At 68.8% G+C, this 15,743-nt stretch carries 12 protein-coding genes; 5 read left to right on the top strand and 7 right to left on the bottom strand.

Annotation, left to right across the window (positions count from 1 at the left end; translation table 11 throughout):
• Nucleotides 1-178 precede the first annotated feature (178 nt).
• The 3 genes from ACSNOK_RS19860 (at nt 179) to ACSNOK_RS19850 (ending at nt 3,526) form a co-directional block, all read left to right on the top strand.
• Complete coding sequence (locus ACSNOK_RS19860; protein WP_436782061.1) at nt 179-1,852, top strand: CocE/NonD family hydrolase; 1,674 nt, start codon at nt 179-181, stop codon at nt 1,850-1,852.
• A gap of 187 nt (nt 1,853-2,039) precedes the next feature.
• On the top strand, nt 2,040-2,345 hold the full coding sequence (locus ACSNOK_RS19855) for a DUF3817 domain-containing protein (RefSeq protein ID WP_436782062.1): 306 nt from the start codon (nt 2,040-2,042) through the stop codon (nt 2,343-2,345).
• Between the two features lie 173 nt (nt 2,346-2,518).
• The gene (locus ACSNOK_RS19850) at nt 2,519-3,526 is read left to right on the top strand and encodes a recombinase family protein (protein ID WP_436782060.1); all 1,008 of its coding nucleotides are present in this window, start codon (nt 2,519-2,521) and stop codon (nt 3,524-3,526) included.
• A 207-nt stretch (nt 3,527-3,733) separates the two neighbouring features.
• Here the strand turns inward: ACSNOK_RS19850 and ACSNOK_RS19845 are convergent, their stop codons facing one another.
• Nucleotides 3,734-4,549 (bottom strand): hypothetical protein, encoded by an 816-nt coding sequence (locus tag ACSNOK_RS19845; RefSeq protein WP_436782059.1) that lies wholly within the window; start codon nt 4,547-4,549, stop codon nt 3,734-3,736.
• A 609-nt stretch (nt 4,550-5,158) separates the two neighbouring features.
• Between ACSNOK_RS19845 and ACSNOK_RS19840 the strand changes: the two genes are divergently transcribed.
• Nucleotides 5,159-5,386 carry a hypothetical protein gene (locus ACSNOK_RS19840; RefSeq protein ID WP_436782058.1) on the top strand — a complete coding sequence of 76 codons (228 nt, stop codon included), beginning with the start codon at nt 5,159-5,161 and terminating at the stop codon, nt 5,384-5,386.
• Between the two features lie 129 nt (nt 5,387-5,515).
• Here the strand turns inward: ACSNOK_RS19840 and ACSNOK_RS19835 are convergent, their stop codons facing one another.
• The 6 genes from ACSNOK_RS19835 to ACSNOK_RS19810 form a co-directional block, all read right to left on the bottom strand.
• A complete protein-coding gene (locus ACSNOK_RS19835; protein WP_436782057.1) occupies nt 5,516-8,650 on the bottom strand; it encodes a Tn3 family transposase in 3,135 nt (1,044 codons plus the stop codon).
• Between the two features lie 686 nt (nt 8,651-9,336).
• Nucleotides 9,337-9,849, bottom strand: coding sequence for a hypothetical protein (locus ACSNOK_RS19830; protein WP_436782056.1), 513 nt, complete (start codon nt 9,847-9,849; stop codon nt 9,337-9,339).
• Nucleotides 9,850-10,599: 750 nt separating this feature from the next.
• Complete coding sequence (locus ACSNOK_RS19825) at nt 10,600-12,075, bottom strand: hypothetical protein (protein WP_436782055.1); 1,476 nt, start codon at nt 12,073-12,075, stop codon at nt 10,600-10,602.
• Nucleotides 12,068-12,967, bottom strand: a complete 900-nt coding sequence (locus tag ACSNOK_RS19820; protein ID WP_436782054.1) for a hypothetical protein — start codon at nt 12,965-12,967, stop codon at nt 12,068-12,070. The genes ACSNOK_RS19825 and ACSNOK_RS19820 overlap by 8 nt, the downstream gene beginning before the upstream one ends.
• Nucleotides 12,968-13,349: 382 nt before the next feature.
• Nucleotides 13,350-14,069, bottom strand: coding sequence for a hypothetical protein (locus ACSNOK_RS19815; RefSeq protein ID WP_436782053.1), 720 nt, complete (start codon nt 14,067-14,069; stop codon nt 13,350-13,352).
• A gap of 286 nt (nt 14,070-14,355) precedes the next feature.
• Nucleotides 14,356-14,871, bottom strand: coding sequence for a hypothetical protein (locus ACSNOK_RS19810; RefSeq protein WP_436782052.1), 516 nt, complete (start codon nt 14,869-14,871; stop codon nt 14,356-14,358).
• Nucleotides 14,872-15,274: 403 nt separating this feature from the next.
• Here ACSNOK_RS19810 and ACSNOK_RS19805 point away from each other — a divergent pair, with 403 nt between their 5' ends.
• Nucleotides 15,275-15,613 (top strand): helix-turn-helix domain-containing protein, encoded by a 339-nt coding sequence (locus tag ACSNOK_RS19805; RefSeq protein WP_436782051.1) that lies wholly within the window; start codon nt 15,275-15,277, stop codon nt 15,611-15,613.
• The last annotated feature ends 130 nt before the right edge of the window (nt 15,614-15,743 follow it).

The raw sequence follows: 15,743 nt of genomic DNA, 5'->3' as shown, positions 1-15,743 counted from the left end.
CCACAACCCCCACCACCCACGGGGCAGACACACCTCACCTGACGGCCGTCCCCACCGACTGACCCCGTCAAAGCCCCCACAGGCGTCCAGGGTCCCCCTGATCTTCGAGGACGCAGCCCAGAAAGGCATGCGGCCCTGGGCCCGACACTCCGACCGAACACCACGAGAAAGCAAGGCAATGGCCTCCACCACCACCAACCTCTTCAGCGACAACCCGGTCCCCCCTGCGGTCCGGCGGGAGGTGTCGATGCTCTACCAACGCGACGTTCCCCTCCCGATGCGGGACGGCACCCTCCTGCGCGCCAACCTCTACCGCCCGGCCGGCGATGAGCCGGTGCCGGTGCTGATGACCTTCGGCCCCTACGGCAAGGACATCCCCCTCGCCCTGCGCCACCCGGAGAATTACCGCGCCCTCGCCGGCGCGGGCGGCGGGGTCTTCCTCAACTGGGAAACCCCCGACCCCGAACACTGGGTGCCCCGCGGCTACGCAGTGCTGCGCGTCGACTCCCGCGGCACCGGAGCCTCCCCCGGCACCCTGGACCCCGTCTCGGCCCAGCAGGCCCGCGACTTCTACGATGCCATCGAATGGGCCGGCACCCAGCCCTGGTCCACCGGCAAGGTCGGCCTGCTGGGCATCTCCTACTACGCCATGTCCCAATGGGCGGTCGCCGCCCTGCGCCCCCCGCACCTGACGGCGATGATGCCCTGGGAAGGCGCCAGCGACCTCTACCGCGACTTCGCCCGCCACGGCGGCATCCTCAACACCGACTTCGTCCGCATGTGGGCGGCCGGCAACGCCCGCACCCAGCACCGCGGCACCCCCAGCCAGCCGCTGGACGAGGACACGCTGGCCCAGCGGCGCGTGGACACCTACCTCAAGGCCAAAACCCACCCCCTGGACGACGACGCCTACACCCAGTGGCTGCCGGACCTCTCCACCATCGAGGTGCCGTTCGTCTCCGTCGGCAACTGGGGCAACCTGCTGCTGCACCTGCGCGGCAACACCGAGGCGTACACCCGGGCCTCCTCCACCGACAAGTGGCTGCGCATCATCACCGGCGACCACATCCTGCCGTTCTACGCACCCGAAGCCCTGGCCCTGCAGGAAGCCTTCTTCGGCCACTACCTCAAAGGCGACGACACCGGCTGGCAGCACCAGCCCCCGGTACGCGTCGCGGTCCGCCACCCCGACCATGTCCGCTGGCACGACGACACCACCTGGCCGCTGACCGGCACCCAGTGGACCGACTTCCACCTCGACGCCACCACCCACACCCTCTCCCACACCCCGCCCGCCACAGACGCCACCACCACCTTCGAGGCGCCCGGCGGCACCGTCACGTTCACTCTTCACCACACGCTGCCCGCCACCCAGATCACCGGCCCCGTCGCCCTGCGCCTGTGGGCCTCGGCGACCAGCAGCGACATGGACCTGTTCGTCACCCTCCGCCACCTGCGCGCCGACGGCACCGAACACCACGGCATCAACCCCACCGGCAAACCCGCCCCCATGGCCCAGGGCTGGCTGCGCGCCTCCCACCGCCACACCGACCCCACCCGCAGCCTGCCCTACCGCCCCTGGCACACCCACGACCGCGAACTGCTCCTCGACCCCGACGACATCGTGCCCCTGGACATCGAGATCTGGCCCACCAGCCTCGTCCTCGAGCCCGGTGACCGCCTGCTGCTGGACATCAGCTCCAGCGACAACGAACGCGCCCACTTCCGCGCCGACACCGACCCCGACGACCGGCCCGCCCACCGCTTCGACGGCACCTACACCCTCCACACCGGCGGCCCCCACCACGCCAGCTACCTGCGCCTGCCGGTCATCCCCAACCACACTCTGTGAATTCGAGCGGTACGGGCCCGGCCCACCGGCCCCCTACCGCTCAGCGCACCAGCAAGCACCGCCCGCGCCCTGCCCAACGACCAGCCATCAGCTCACCACGGCGTCCACTGCCGCCTCGTCCCAGCCCCAGGAGACGCCCGTGTCCCGCCCCACACCTCAGCCGCTGAACGCGCCGCAAACCGACCCTCTGCACGCCAAACGGCGGCGCTACCAGGCTCTGAGCTACATCTCCGGCACCCTGCTACTGGCCCTGTGCGTAGCCATGGTCTTCAAATACGGCTTCGACACCGCCCAGGGCATGACCCTCGCCCTCGCCCAGATCCACGGCATCGGCTACATCGTCTACCTGCTGTGCACCTTCGACTACGGCACCAAAGCAGGATGGCCCATCGGCAGACTCACCGCCGTCCTGCTCGCCGGCACCATCCCCACCGCCGCGTTCTACGCCGAACGCCGCATCGCCCACCAGGCTGAACCCCACCCCGGAGCCTAGAAAGCTCCGACCGGCGAGCAAGCCTCTCTTCTCACAAACGGTCCTTTGCGCGAGCAAGATCGACAACCGCCCGTCGAACCTCCGCCGACCCCCGATTGGCTCGCAGAACCCGTTCTCACGCAAAAGCGGGACGGACCCCTTCTGAGACTTGCATTGTGCGAAAATCCGGGTCCATGACGGCCCCTCAGCAGCCCTCCCCGGCCGACCGGTCGGACGCCGACGACGTCGAACAGCACGCCTGCCCGAAGTGTGACGCACAGCCCGGCTCACCCTGCCGCTCGCGCGGCGGCGCGGTCGCCTCCGCCTACCACACCCGCCGCTTCACCCAGGTGCCCCGCCTGAAGAAGACGCTGCGCGTACCGACCCCGGCCGACCACGGCCCCGGCCGGCCGTGGCGACCCGGCACCCCGCCCCCGGCGCCCGTCGACCCGGACCTGCCGAGCGCGGACATCCGCATCGGCTACGCCCGCTGCTCGACCCTCGGGCAGGAACTCGACTCCCAGCTCGACGCGCTCAGCAAGCACGGCATCCCGAGAGACAAGATCTTCAGCGAGAAGATCAGCACCCGAGTACGAGTCCGGCCCAAGTTCGAGGAGGCGCTGAGGACCGCGCGGGAGGTCAAGGCCCACGCCCCGCACTGCCGGGTCATCTTCACCGTCTACGAGATGAAGCGCCTCGGCCGCGACGCCGCCGAACTCACCGCGCTCGCCGACCACCTCACCGCCCACGGCCTGGTCCTGGAAATGCTCGCCGGGCCCCTGCCCGGCATCTACGACCCCACCGGCCCGGGCAAGCTGCTGTTCGCCTTCTTCGCGGCGATGGCGGAGACCGAACGGGAGAACATCCGCGAGTCCACCCTCGAAGGGCTCGACACCGCAGCCCGCAAGGGCAAACACGGCGGCCGGCCCCCCGTCATCACCGACGACATGCTGCACACCGTGCTGCGGCGCCGGGCGCTCGGCGAGTCCGTCGAGCAGATCCAGCCCGACCTGTTCATCCCCACCGGCAAGCGCAAGGGGCAGAACCCCTCCGTCGCCAGCATCTACCGGGCGCTCGCCGAACACGCCAAGCGCGAGGCGTACCCCGAAGCCGTCGAGCAGGTCCACGCCGACTTCGCCGCCCTCACCGGCAGCGAAGTCCCCGGACCTCGTCCCGCCCTCTCTGACCGAGCATCACTCTGATTACACAGAGCTACTTGTCACTTCGCCGTAGCTTCGGGAGAACAGGGCCCTGACGCGCAGGATGTAGCCCTGGCCGCGCCGTACGGCCTGGCCGTAGTCGAGCGCGGCCCGCTCGGCATCGTCCATACGGCCGCGAGTTCACCCGGCCCCGCCCCTGCGGCGAAGCCCTTAGCGTTCAATTCAGCAGCAATAACCGGCGAGACCCGGTCAACAGCGCTTGATGAAGGCACCCAGATGTGCCCCAAAGATGGCGCCTGCCGAGCCGTTCTTCCAGAACCCCTTGGTGTGGACTACCTGGCTCTTGTACTCTTTCCAGAACTTACAGGAATCCTCCTGTGTGAATCCGTCACCGACGCTCCAGGTGACATTCTCCTTCCCTACGACGAAGAGAATGGGGCTGTGGTCGCTCCCGTCTACACCAAAGTGGTGAAAGCCTTTCTCCTGCTTTGAGCTGAAGAGCTTGCGGGTGCCCGGATGAGACTCGTCGTCTCTCGGCAGGTCCTTGGGACTCGGCCCACTGTCATCTGTGAACTCGCCGAGCGTAATGGCTTCGTCCGGGGACTGCTCGCTGGTGTCGGACCGGCTTGACGTGATCGACTGCTCGCGTCCCCGGGTGTCCAGCATGCCAAGTCGTGTACTGCCGGACGGGTTCCACCACACATCCCAGTGGTGGCACCCGGAACCGTGCCAACTGTCCCACCTGATGTAAAGGCTGTTTTGGTCGTGTGTTCCGGCGGTCGCGTAGCGGACTGTTGCGCCGATCCCCTGAAGGCTATTTGCTTGTACGGCGACGATTGATGCGCCACTGTTCGGCTTGATGACATCCGGGGGGAATGCAGCCATGCCAGGGAAGAAAGTCTTTTCGTACCAGGCCCTGGAATACTTCAGCGTCAGGTTGCTGTCTGTTGCATTCCAGATGATGATCTCCCCTTTGGAGTGATTCTTATTCCATGCACTGAAGTTCCACTGCTGTTCGTTGTAGTTCTTGATGGTGGAGAGTTTGGACAGCTCGATGTGCGTCATTGTGGGCTCCCGGTTTCGACCGCCGTACGGCGGTTGGTCGGAATTTCCGGCGTTGCGGGTGGTTCGACCGGCCGTCGAGGCCGTGTGAGTGTGCCCCATCCGGCAGAGGATGAAGTGTCGCGCCGACTCCCGGGCACGTCCTTGGTAACCGGCGACAAGCGCAGGGCGTGTGCGCACTGTTCCAGCACAGCATGCGCCCCCAAAGCCGGCCGCACAGAACGATCAGGCCGAACGGGGACACCGTGCGGACATGCCAAGGCCCCGGGGACGCCAGGCGGGCGATGCCTTGCTGCGTCACCGCGACCCGCTACCGCACCACCGAGGATCTTCACCATGAACTTCACGGTGGAGAGCAGCTCGCCGGTGCGCGGGTAGCGGGCGGTGAGGGCCATGGCGGAGAAAGCGCCGTCGTGGATGCGCAGGGTGCGGCGGCCTGTGGGGAGGGCCAATCCTCGCCGGGCCGGGCTCAGGGGCTGAGGCAAACCCACTGCGTCATCTCCGCTGCCCGGTGCTCCCCCGTTTGCGGGGGACCGAGATGCGAGGGCTCCCAGTCTCATGTGCCATAGGTAGGGAAAGCTCACCCACCAGTCCAAATTCGAGGAGATAGTCATGGGCGGCACCCTGGATGGCCTGCGTGGTTCTCTTCCGATTGCCGGAGGGGAGGGGCCCGACCTTAGGCTGCTGTTTGGCACCGATGAGGAGCGCGCAGCCGAGCAGAAAAAGCTCACCGACTTCGGCAACAGGTTCATGGCGGCGTTCAAGCAGGACGATATGGGCAACTGGGTGCCGCGAAGTGAGAAGGCGGTGAAGGAGAACTTCCCGCAACCTTCCGCATAGCGTCACACCAGGCCCGGATGCATCTCACCGAACCTCAGCGGCGAAGTGGATCACCGTGCTAGCCGACCATGATCGTTCTCATCGGTAACCGCTGTACCGATGTCCCCCGAGGCCGGCATGCGCGGCCTCCTACTCCTCGTCGTCGGCTTCCTCGGGGGCATCGGGGTCACGTAGCGGGCGCAGGCCCTGGCCGGGGCCGCTGGCGGTGATGTTGAACAGGTAGCGGCCCAGGAAGTTGATGTGCCGGTCCTTGAGCGGGGAGAGCCGGGCGACGTCTTCATCCTTGACGTCGTGGCCCTCGGCACGTAGCCGGGCGACGGCAGCGTCCAGGTAGCGGGTGTTCCACAGCACCACCGCGTTGAGGACCAGGCCGAGGGCGGCGAGCTGGTCCTCCTGGCCCTCGCGGTATGCCTGGCGGATCTGACCCCGGCCGCCGTGGCAGATCGCGCGGGCAAGCCGGTGGCGGGACTCCTGGACGGTGAGCTGCTGGTTCATCAGCCGGCGGTAAGTGTCGTCGACCGGGTCGACCAGGGCGAGCAGGTGCATGGTCTTGTCGATGCGGCCGTACTCGGCGAACGCGGCACCGAGCGGCGTGGGGTGGCCCTCGCGGCCGAACATCCGCAGCAGGTCGTAGGCGCGGACCTGGTTGGTGATGAGCGATCCGGCGACGCGGAGCATGTCCGGCCAGTGCGTGGCGATCTTCTTCAGGTTGACCTTGTTGCAGGCGACGGCCTCCAGCGGCCCGTACCCGGCGGCCGGCGCCTCACCGTCGGGCAGGTCGGCCCGCCAGAACCGCTGGTCGGCCAGGTCGCGGAAGCGCGGGGCGAAGCGGAAGCCGAGCATCTTGTACAGGCCGAAGGCCATGTCGGAGTAGGAGGCGTTGTCGGTCGCGATCATCTCCGGCTTCACCCCGCCGTCGAGGTTCAGCAGGGTGTCCAGCGTGTAGAGGCTGTCGCGCGGGGTCCCGCGCACGACCATCGCGCCGATCCCGGCGACCTGGTCGTTGACGGCATTCAGCCAGGTCACGCCGCGTTTGTACCCGTAGTACTTGGGCGAGGGGCCGGTGTTGATGCTCTTGACGGGGACGACGAAGCGCAGGCCGTCGACGGAGGCGAGCAGCCCGCCGCCCCACATCTGGGCCAGCTCGATCGCGGACTGGGCGGTGATGAGCGCGGCGTTCGCCGCGGCGATGGTGTCGGCGCGCACGTAGTTCTGGTCGACGTGCGAGAGGCGTGAGCGGGTCAGCGCCTTGATCGTAGGGTCGATGACCGGGGTCAGGCCGATGTTGCAGCTCTGTGCCACCAGCAGGGCGACCAGGGAGACGAGCAGGCCCTCCATGCGGGTGCGTCGCTCGGAGACGTGGCCGAAGGCGTCGAGGAACGAAGTCCAGGAGTGGACCTCGAACAGCAGGTCCGGCAGGTCGATCCTGGGGAGTATCGCCTCCGTGGTGTTCTTCAGCCAGGTCAGCGACTCCGGCTCGCCCACCGCGCCGAGCTTGTCCACCGACAGGCGTGCCCGGCCGCCACCTTCGGGAACGACGATCTCCACCTTCGCGTCGTCGCCGGCCTCGGCGAGCCGGTCGGCCATCTGCCGCCACGCCGCGTCCAGCCCGCGCGTGAGCTGGGCCAGGTGCGCACTCGCGTCCTCCGTCAGGGACAGGCCCGCGAGGACGTCCGTGCGCATCGCCTCCCACAGCGGCCCGTCCAGCAGCCGGGCCCGCGGGTCGGCCCACCGGTTCGAGGGGGCGGCGAACACATCCCGCCGGTTCAGGGCGCGGTGCAGCTGCTCCAGCACGCACACCACGTACGCGTCCCGGTCGACCGCGCCCTGCGGCAGCTTGCCGTTGGAGAACACCGCTCGCTTCCACATCGCCGGCACCAGCTCGGCGTCGACCTCGCGGGGCAGCAGCGGCCGGTCCTTGACCCGGCGGCGCGAGAGCGCCGGCAGGCGACGTACGGCCTTGAGGATGCGCCGCCCGGCCGGCGCGGCGCCCAGCGCGTCCGACTCGCCCAGCAGGGAGAGGAAGGGGCGCACGGTGTTGTAGCGCAGGGCGAGCTTCTCGCGCATCGCCGCCTCGGCCGACCCGTCGTCCTCGGGCACCAGGGCCTCGACGGTCGCCACCGCGCCGGCCACCGCCGTACGCGGCACGGCCTCCTCGACCGCCGCCCACAGCGCGGCGACGTCCAGGTCCGCCTCGTGCTCGGCGACCAGGTCCAGCTCCTCGGTGAGGATCTTCGACGCCTTCGCCAGGATCCGGGCCGCCTTCTCCAACTGCGGCAGCATCGCCAGGCGCTCCCGGTCCGACGCCCTGCGCGCGGGGCTGATCAGCCGGTTCGCCATCAGCACCGCAAACAGATCCAGCGCGTCATCGACCGCCTGCGCCTCCAGCTGCCGCACCACCGCCGTCAAAAGCGCGGTCCGCCGCGGCACCGGCGCCCGCAGAATCGTCTGCGCCTTACTCAGCTGTCCGTACCGGGCCAGCGCGGACAGCCGGTTCACCGGCACCCGCGACAGGCTCACCCGCCCCAGCGCGAACGCGGAGATCTCCTCCACCCGCTCCATCGCCCGCACCATCGCGGCCCCCGTCGACTTCACCGGCGGGGTCCGCAGCCGCTCCAGCTCCGAGACCCGCCTGCCCTCCGGCACCACCAGCAGCTCGGCCAGCGCCGGCGCGAGTGCAGGATCGGCCCGGTGCGCGGCCCGGGCCACCGCCTCGTACAGCCGCCGCTCGGCCACCGTGCGGGCCTCCGACACCTGCCGGGCCAGCACCGAGACGCCAGGCAGCAGCACCCGGTTCTTCCGCAGCCACGTCACCGCATGGTTGAACAGCGCCACCGACCCCTCGGCATGCGTCCACGCCCGCCCGTACAGGAACCCGCGGAACTCCCGCCCCCACCGCCGGTCGGTGAAGTCCCGGTACGTGAACCGCTCCTGGATCTCCTGCGCGTGCTCGTACGGCGTCCTGCGCCGCTCCGGATACCGCTTCACGCACGAGGCGTCGGCGATGCCGAGCTGGTTGGCCAGGTACTCCACGACCTCCCACGGCACGGCGAGCGGGTCATCACCCAGGAACCGGCCGATGTAGCGAACGGTGCAGATCTGCACCGCCATCCCCAGCCGGTGCGCGTCCGTACGACGCAGCGCGATCAGATCACGGTCGTCATCGTCGAGGAAAAAGAACCGCTCCAGCTCCGGGCGCGTGGGCACCTCGCTGAACGTCCCGTACGCCTCGGCCTGCTCATCAGTCAGGAACTCCACCGGCACGAGGCGGACCGTAGCCAGCGCCGACGCCCGCCCGACGATCTTTCAGCGAACCCCGGCAGCACCGTCGGCAGATGTGCTAGCCGACCAAGATCAATCTCAGCGGCACTTTCTGCACCGCAACTACTCACACCCGTGGTCGTGGGGGGCGTTGCGGCAGAGGAGGCCAAGCACGTGGTACCAGCGGCTTTGAGGGACTGCTCAACCTGGGAACTATGTGACGGTGGTTACAATGCGGCTGTCTGTGGGCATGAGGTCGCTGGCAGTCCCGGCTGCGGCACTTGTAGCCGTCATCGTGGGCCTGAGGGCCGACACCCTTGCCCGGTCGGAGGGCAGTCGTGACCCGCATGCATCACCCGTCAGACGGCGCCTTCTGCGTTGCTCTGACAGTGCCGCTCCTGGCGCTCGGCAGTATGAAGGTCTGGCCTGGAACGCGGTGAAGGCCCCTCATACGAGGGGCCTTCATTCGCCTCTGCCCACTACTGTCCGCTTAGCTGCCCTACCACTCGGGCGTGCTGCTGCACTGTCCCCGGATCAGTTCGCGCCCACTCTGCGCCTGAGACATTGCTCCAGTTGGGCCGTGGCCAACGCTGCTTGCCCCGCGACGGCGGACACAATCTCGTCCGCTCCGGTAAGCTCCGCCGCTCCTGGGAGCGGGACAACAGGAGAACACGACTTTCTAGGTGAGTTCACTGGCGGGTGAGAACGCCGGACCACAACAGCTTTTTCGAAATGTCAACAGTGTAGCGGATTTGCTTGGGTGTTGGGTCGCTACCCACACACATCGGCGTTCCGTACAGCTTGCTGTAGCTGGCGCGACCGTACTCCTGATGGAGTTCACCCTGTTCGTCGCGTACTACCTCTCCCTTCACCGCCAAATCTTGCACCTGTGTTTCCGGCCGCCGGGGCGTCTTGCTGGTGTCGAGGAGGAAATATGTGACAATCGCGCTGACCCCCGTTACTTGCGTGTGTGCTTCATAGTCGCCGTGCCGCGACCTTACGATTTTTACGTGCACCGTGAATTTCTCTGTTGTTTCGGGCAGCAAATACTTCCTGGTCAATGTGCCCGAGTAGGTGCGACCCACGTACTGGTCCCGCTTGGCGCCGCACTGCTCCAGTGGAAGAGCAGTAGAAGGAGTTGCGGTGCTCAGGAGGCTGGAGGCGACGAGGCCGATTACGGCGGCGGCAGAACGGATACGCAAAGGTGCTCCCTCTCTACAGGATGATGGAGGTGACCTGGGGCATGAAGAGGCCGTACTGACCCCGTGGCGGCGGCCCTGCGGATTTCCCGGCCGGGACGGTCAAGGGCACGGCGGCCGAGAGCAGCCCCGCGGACAGACGAGCACGAGCGGGATACATAACCCTCCTAGGATCATCAGGCATTCTTTCGTCGAACGGATGTCTCTGAGGGGTTTGGCGTTGTGCTGTTGAATGGCTTGCACTTCGGCTCGTGGAGGTCGCTGCCCGTGAAGGAGGGCCGTTGAGTGAGTGATTGATACCGGCTGAGGCGATCGTCGGTCAAATTACTTCATGATGGGAGCTGTCAGGTAATGTTGATACGAGTTCTGTGTTCGAACTAGCGGTCGACGTCATCGACCACTATGGGGTGGTCGGGTCAGGTGAAACCCGACTCGCTCACCACGAAAGAGTGGATGTCGTACCGCTTAGAAAAGTCAACTCTCGTCACTCGTAGCCCGGCTGGAACCCGCTATCTTCTAACGCTGCAGGCCGAAGGGACGCGTCATCCCCAGAAAACCGATCAGGCCAGCGCGAAAACCCGTCAAGAGGGCGATCCCCTAACGCAGTATGACTCCATGTGGGGGACTGCTGTCCACGCTAACTTGTTCATTGCATCATGTGGGGGATGAACGGGGAACAGCTTCTGTGTCCCGCGGTGAAGGAGCGATGCGCCGATGCTGGCGCCACACCTCTGCGGTCACCGCCCCTGGCCGTCACAAGCGCCGATGCCCTCCTGGTGGAACGCAAGGTGGTTGCTCACGGCGCAGGCCGTGGCTGGTGGCGTTGTGGGCGAGGGCGAAACCGAGGATGAACACCTTCTGGCGGGCGAGGCCGTAGGAGACCATGCGGCGGTTCCACAGGCTGGAATCGAGCTGCTGGTGAAGGGATTCGGCGTCGCTGCGGAAGGGGTAGAGCAACTGGTGGGCAAGGGTGTTCTGGGGGATCTGCTGGAGGTATTCGGCGCGGTGGAAGCCGCGCTCGGTGTCGCTGGGCAGACGTCGGCCGGTGGAGGGGTCGATGCTGGTGCGGTCGGCGCGGGTGGTGGTGATACCGACGGCCACACGGTGAGCGTGGGGCCCATTGCGACAGGGGATGCCCAGTACGTGGTACCAGCGGCTCTTGGCCTTACCCCTGCGGTGTTCCAGGCGCAGGACAGGGACGGGCATCAGGTGGGTGGTGCCGTCGTCGAGCAGGAGGCGTTCGGCGATGCGCCCCTGGTCACACCACAGCTCGTGGCGGCAGCGGGGGAAACGCAGCAGTTCGTAGGCGCGGGGGTGAGCGGAGCCGTGCTGCTTGTTGATGACCAGCAGGCCGTGGCGGGCGAGGGCGTCACGGTGGGTGCCGCGGAACGCGCCGTCGTAGAGCACGCCCATGCACCCCGGCAGCCGGCCGGCGAGCGCGGTGAAGGAGCGCACCGCGACGGCGGCCTCGTCCTCGTAGGCGCCGCCGGCGACGTGGCGGAAGGAGAGGATGACCCGCTGCCCGTAGCCGGTGTGGCGTGCGGAGGCGAAGAACCACTTCGTCCCCCGCGCCACCGTCGCCGCTTGCTCGCCGTTCTCGTAGTACAGGCGGGCGGCCGGGTCGACGCGGTGGTGGCGCACCTCGCCGGTGGCTGCATCGACGATGCGCGGCTGCTCGGCCTTGGAAGGGGCCTTGGCCACCGTGGCGTCCCCGGCCAGTAGTTGGAAGCGTTCGGGGCATGCCCAGTTGCGCGGGGCGCCGGTGGGGAAGAGCCCGTGGGCGAGGGCTTGGCGGTGGGCGTGGTCTTCGAAGGCGTGCTGGAGGGTGTCGATGGCGGGGGCGAGGATGTGCTGTTCGGCGTAGAGGTACTGGGCGCGCGTCGGCGGATGGGGTGGGAGGAGGGCTGCGGTGCGGCGGCCGGCGTTGTGGCGGATGGCGGCGCGCAGGCTGCTCCACTGGGCGGGGGTCAGGGCGCCGACGGCCGAGCGTTTGGAGCCGGTGACCGGCAGCAGCGTGGCGAGCAGCAGGTAGACCAGCGCCGGGTAGCGGCGCGGGCAGCCCACCGCCGGTGGTGGCGTGAGGTGCTCGGCGAGTTCGTAGGTGGCGGGGTGGTTTAGGCAGTCGGCGATGCGCTGTTCCCGGGAGCGCTGTTCGGTGTCGGTCATCTGGCGTTTGCGCCGGGGACGTTCCTGCTGGGGCAGCAGGTCGCCGAAGATGTCCTCAGGCACCGTCCACCTCGCCTTCGGCCTCCTCCTCGTCGCGGGTGGGGGTGGTGTGCCAGGCGTGTCCGATGACGGTGGCGGTACGGTCCAGCGAGCGCAGGCCCAGCCGCCGGGCCGCATCCTCGATCCGCTCGGTGACGGTGAAGGCTTCGACGCCGGCCCAGGCGGTGATCGACGCCGGCTTGACGCTCTCGTCGCGGCCCAGGCCGATGCGGGTGAGCAGGTCGCGCAGGGCCACGCAGGCGCGGGCCTGGAGCTGGGCGTCACCGGCGCGGCGGTCGGAGACCGCCAGGCGCGCGGCTGGCACCAAGTGGGGGCGCAGCTGGCGTGCGGCGACGAACTGGGCTCGGTGCTTAAGGATGTTCCAGCTCCAGTCGTCCAGCGGGCACCAGCGGGCGTCGACCTTGCTCGAGCCGTGCATCCACACCCGCCGGCCCGCCAGGTCCAGGTCACGGACGCGGATGTGGCCGATCTCGCCGCTGTGCCCGCCGGCCAGGGCCAGGGCTGCCGCGGCGCCGTGCCGGCTGGGCCGGGCGACGAAGGATGCCTGGTGGCGCAGGTCGATGACCTCGTCCTCTGACAGCGGCCGCACCTGCCCCGGGCACCGGGCGGGGAGGAGGATGTCGCGGGTGGGGTCGGCGTCGCTGAGCCCCAGCTCGCGCAGGGTGCGGTAGCAGATGCGCAGCACCGAGCGGCGCAGCAGCATCGTGGCCACGGCCGCGTTGGTGACGTGCCCGTGCCGGCTGCGGCCGGGGGCGATGACGAAGTCCTCCACCAACTGGTCGGTGACATCCGCCAGGACGGCGGCGCCGCGCAGCTCGGCGTAGCGGGCGAAGCGCCGTAGCAGCAGGCTGAACTTCTCCAGGGTCTGCTCGGTGAACTCACCGCGCGCGGCCATGGTTTGCCAGGTATCGAGCACACGGTCGCGTGCATGGGTCAGGGAGAGATCGCGGCCCACCACAATGGTCCTTTGCTCGGGCGGCGCCAGCACCATCACCCCCCTCCCAGGGTGGCTGTCGTGGCCGTGGTGGCAGGAGGGCATACCGGCGTTGCATACGTGCGACACCCATGTCACGGAAAAGCTCCAGGGAAACACGGTCTCGCGCAGCAGAGTGAGGCAACATCCGCTGCGCGAGGGAAGACTTGAACGAACCGGCGTCCTGCCACAGCGACACCGCCGACAGCGCTGCCGCGGCGAGAAGCGCGCCGGGACGCGACACAGACCAGGGGTCAGGGCACACCGCATCCGACACACGGCGCAGGCGTAGGGCCCTGGGGCGTCAGGCTGTGTGCGGCGCCTCGGGCGCGGGCGACAGCAGCGGGACGAGAGAGGTGAAGAGCGCGTCGCAGCCGGCCATCAGCTCCAGGAACGGACCGGTCGGCAGTGCTGAGATTTCCTCAGCGCTACGGTGCACCAGCACCTCGATCAGGCTGCGCGTCCTGTCCGCCCCCGCCGGGCCCGCCTCGCTCTCGCCCCGCCCGCTCTCCTGTGGCAAGGCGACGCGGCCGTGCTCTACCTGCTCGACGATCAGTGCGTAGGCAAGCCACTCCACCAGATACAGCCGGCGCTCGCGCCGGCCCGGAAGGTGGCCGGCCAGCCGGTCGGCGAACACACCCTCCTCCAAGGGGCCGGCGGCCAGCAGGCGCTGGGCTTCGCGCTGGAACCACATGCCCTGCCAGTGCCCGCGCAGAAACACCCGGGCCTGCTGGGGATCCGTCGCCCGCAGCCGGGCCAGCTCCATCCCGGCCGGGGAGATCTTCCACATGCCGCGCAGTCCCGGCTCGGTCAGACCCGCCTGCTCGAAGAACCCCGGAGTGCCGGAGACCGTCTTGACCGCCAGACCCAGCCGTTCGGCCACCTTTGCCGGATGGACCGCCCGGCGTTCTGGACCTGCCAGCGCGGCCAGGACGTCCAGCGCTTCCAGGTTGCGCCGGGGGTTGTACCGCTCGGTCGGCAGGATCCCGCCCCGGCGCCGGCGGCGACGCGTCGCCGGGCTCACCGCGCCCGTCCGGCAGCGAGTTCGACGGCAGCACGCGCACAGGCGATGGGCACAGGGGGAGGAAAGGTGTGACGGGTCATCTCGGGGTCCTCATCGTTCGTCACTACGGGTACGTTCACGCCCGGACCCGCCGCCGCGGCCGCGTCGTGTTCTACGCTGGCCTCGACGCGTGGGTCCTCAACTGCGCGTCACGGGGGGCCGCCGGGGCTCTGCCAAGAACTTGTCCGGCGGCCCTCCGCAACACGCATTCCACGTGCCCAAGGGCTTTTTCAGTTATCGGTGTCTTTCACTCACCCACCGGGTCGGTCTCGGGCACCAGCCGGTACAAGCCCTGCCGGGGACGACCGGTGTTGGCCACACGCTTCTGCGCGACCAGCTTCACAAGCTCGCTGCGCACCCGGCTGTCCAGCGTCCCCGGCCGCGTGCGGCCCACGCTCACATAGATGCTTGCGAGCTGGACCTCCTCGCCGCCGGCCAACGCCCCAAGCACAGCCTCCCGGACAGTGGGACCACGCCGACGGCGAGAACCACCCGCCGCGCCCGCCCCGCCGCCATCCGCCGAGCCTTCAGGCGGCGTCCGCTGAGGCGGTACTGGGCCAGGGCCGGCGAACAAGCGCCGACCCTTGTCGAGCGCGTTCCGGGCGGCGAGGGCACGGGCGTCGGCCTCGCGCTCCCTCTGCCGCGCCTCCTGCAGCGCACGCTCGGCCTGGGCCCTGATCTCGGCCGCCTCCTGACGCTTGGCGTCCTCAAGGCGCACAACATCCTGCAGGGTACGCAGCGCCGGACGGTTCGTATCGTTCACAGCCACTGCCACCCCGCCCTCTCGTCCGCGCCTGTGGGCAGCCTAACGGCGCACGCACCCACCAGACGGTCACCAGCCCAAAGCGCCAAGCGAACCAGTGAATGTGATGGCACGTCAGATTGACGAGGTCGGGTCCCAAGAGGGAAGGGCATGCTTCCTTTCAAGAGGCGTGCCAGTACTTACCCAAGCGCCACGCGGACTCCCGCCACCGGCGGAGCAGGCGCCCAGCGCCACCGCGTGACCGGCGCACCCCATGCGCAGCGACAGCCGGAACCGGCATTCCTCCGTGCCCGGCCCCGGCGCGAGCCCCTTGTACAGCCCACCGCCGCGCCAGGTCCGACCGACATCCCCGGCGGGCCGCGAACCAGCCATCGGCCCGGACCGGCCGTGGCACTATCGGCCCATGCCAAGGAGCAACAACGACCAGGCCCCCCGCCGCTACCTCCTCACTGGCCACTGGCCGCAGGCCACCCTCGACCCCACCGCACCCCTGAGCGCACACTGTGGCCTGCTCCTGGCCCGAGACCTCGCCCAGCTCATGGACGCCCGCGGCCTGAGCCTGCGCAGCCTCTCCGCCGCCGCCGGCATCGCCCACTCCACCGTCGCCCGCGTCCTCACCGGCGAAGTCCTGCCCGACATTGGCACCCTCACCCGCCTTGAAGACGCCCTCGACCACCAGCTCTGGCCCGGCCCCCACGCCGTCCGCGCCGCAGCCCGCACCACCGGCCAGGCCCCCGCCTGAAACCACCCGGCCCGTCGAACCCGTCCGGCTAGGCGTCCAAGGTGATCACACCGTCCGGGATCCAGCCCCCGACGTAGCCTTCCATCAGCACACCCAGCTCCGCCGGAAACGTCCGCACCCGCCCCGACCC

The organism is Streptomyces sp. URMC 126 (assembly GCF_051386555.1).
In the GTDB taxonomy this organism is placed as follows: Bacteria; Actinomycetota; Actinomycetes; order Streptomycetales; family Streptomycetaceae; genus Streptomyces.
The sequence above is the reverse complement of the archived record's forward strand: the minus strand, read 5'-3'. Positions and strand labels throughout refer to the sequence as shown.

What these genes read in the sequence shown, in the direction of transcription:
- ACSNOK_RS19860 (WP_436782061.1), top strand. Translation starts at nt 179, where the DNA reads ATGGCCTCCACCACCACCAACCTCTTCAGCGACAACCCGGTCCCCCCT.
- ACSNOK_RS19850 (WP_436782060.1), top strand. Translation starts at nt 2,519, where the DNA reads ATGACGGCCCCTCAGCAGCCCTCCCCGGCCGACCGGTCGGACGCCGAC.
- ACSNOK_RS19845 (WP_436782059.1), bottom strand. Translation starts at nt 4,549, where the DNA reads ATGACGCACATCGAGCTGTCCAAACTCTCCACCATCAAGAACTACAAC.
- ACSNOK_RS19840 (WP_436782058.1), top strand. Translation starts at nt 5,159, where the DNA reads ATGGGCGGCACCCTGGATGGCCTGCGTGGTTCTCTTCCGATTGCCGGA.
- ACSNOK_RS19820 (WP_436782054.1), bottom strand. Translation starts at nt 12,967, where the DNA reads ATGGCCGCGCGCGGTGAGTTCACCGAGCAGACCCTGGAGAAGTTCAGC.
- ACSNOK_RS19805 (WP_436782051.1), top strand. Translation starts at nt 15,275, where the DNA reads ATGCCAAGGAGCAACAACGACCAGGCCCCCCGCCGCTACCTCCTCACT.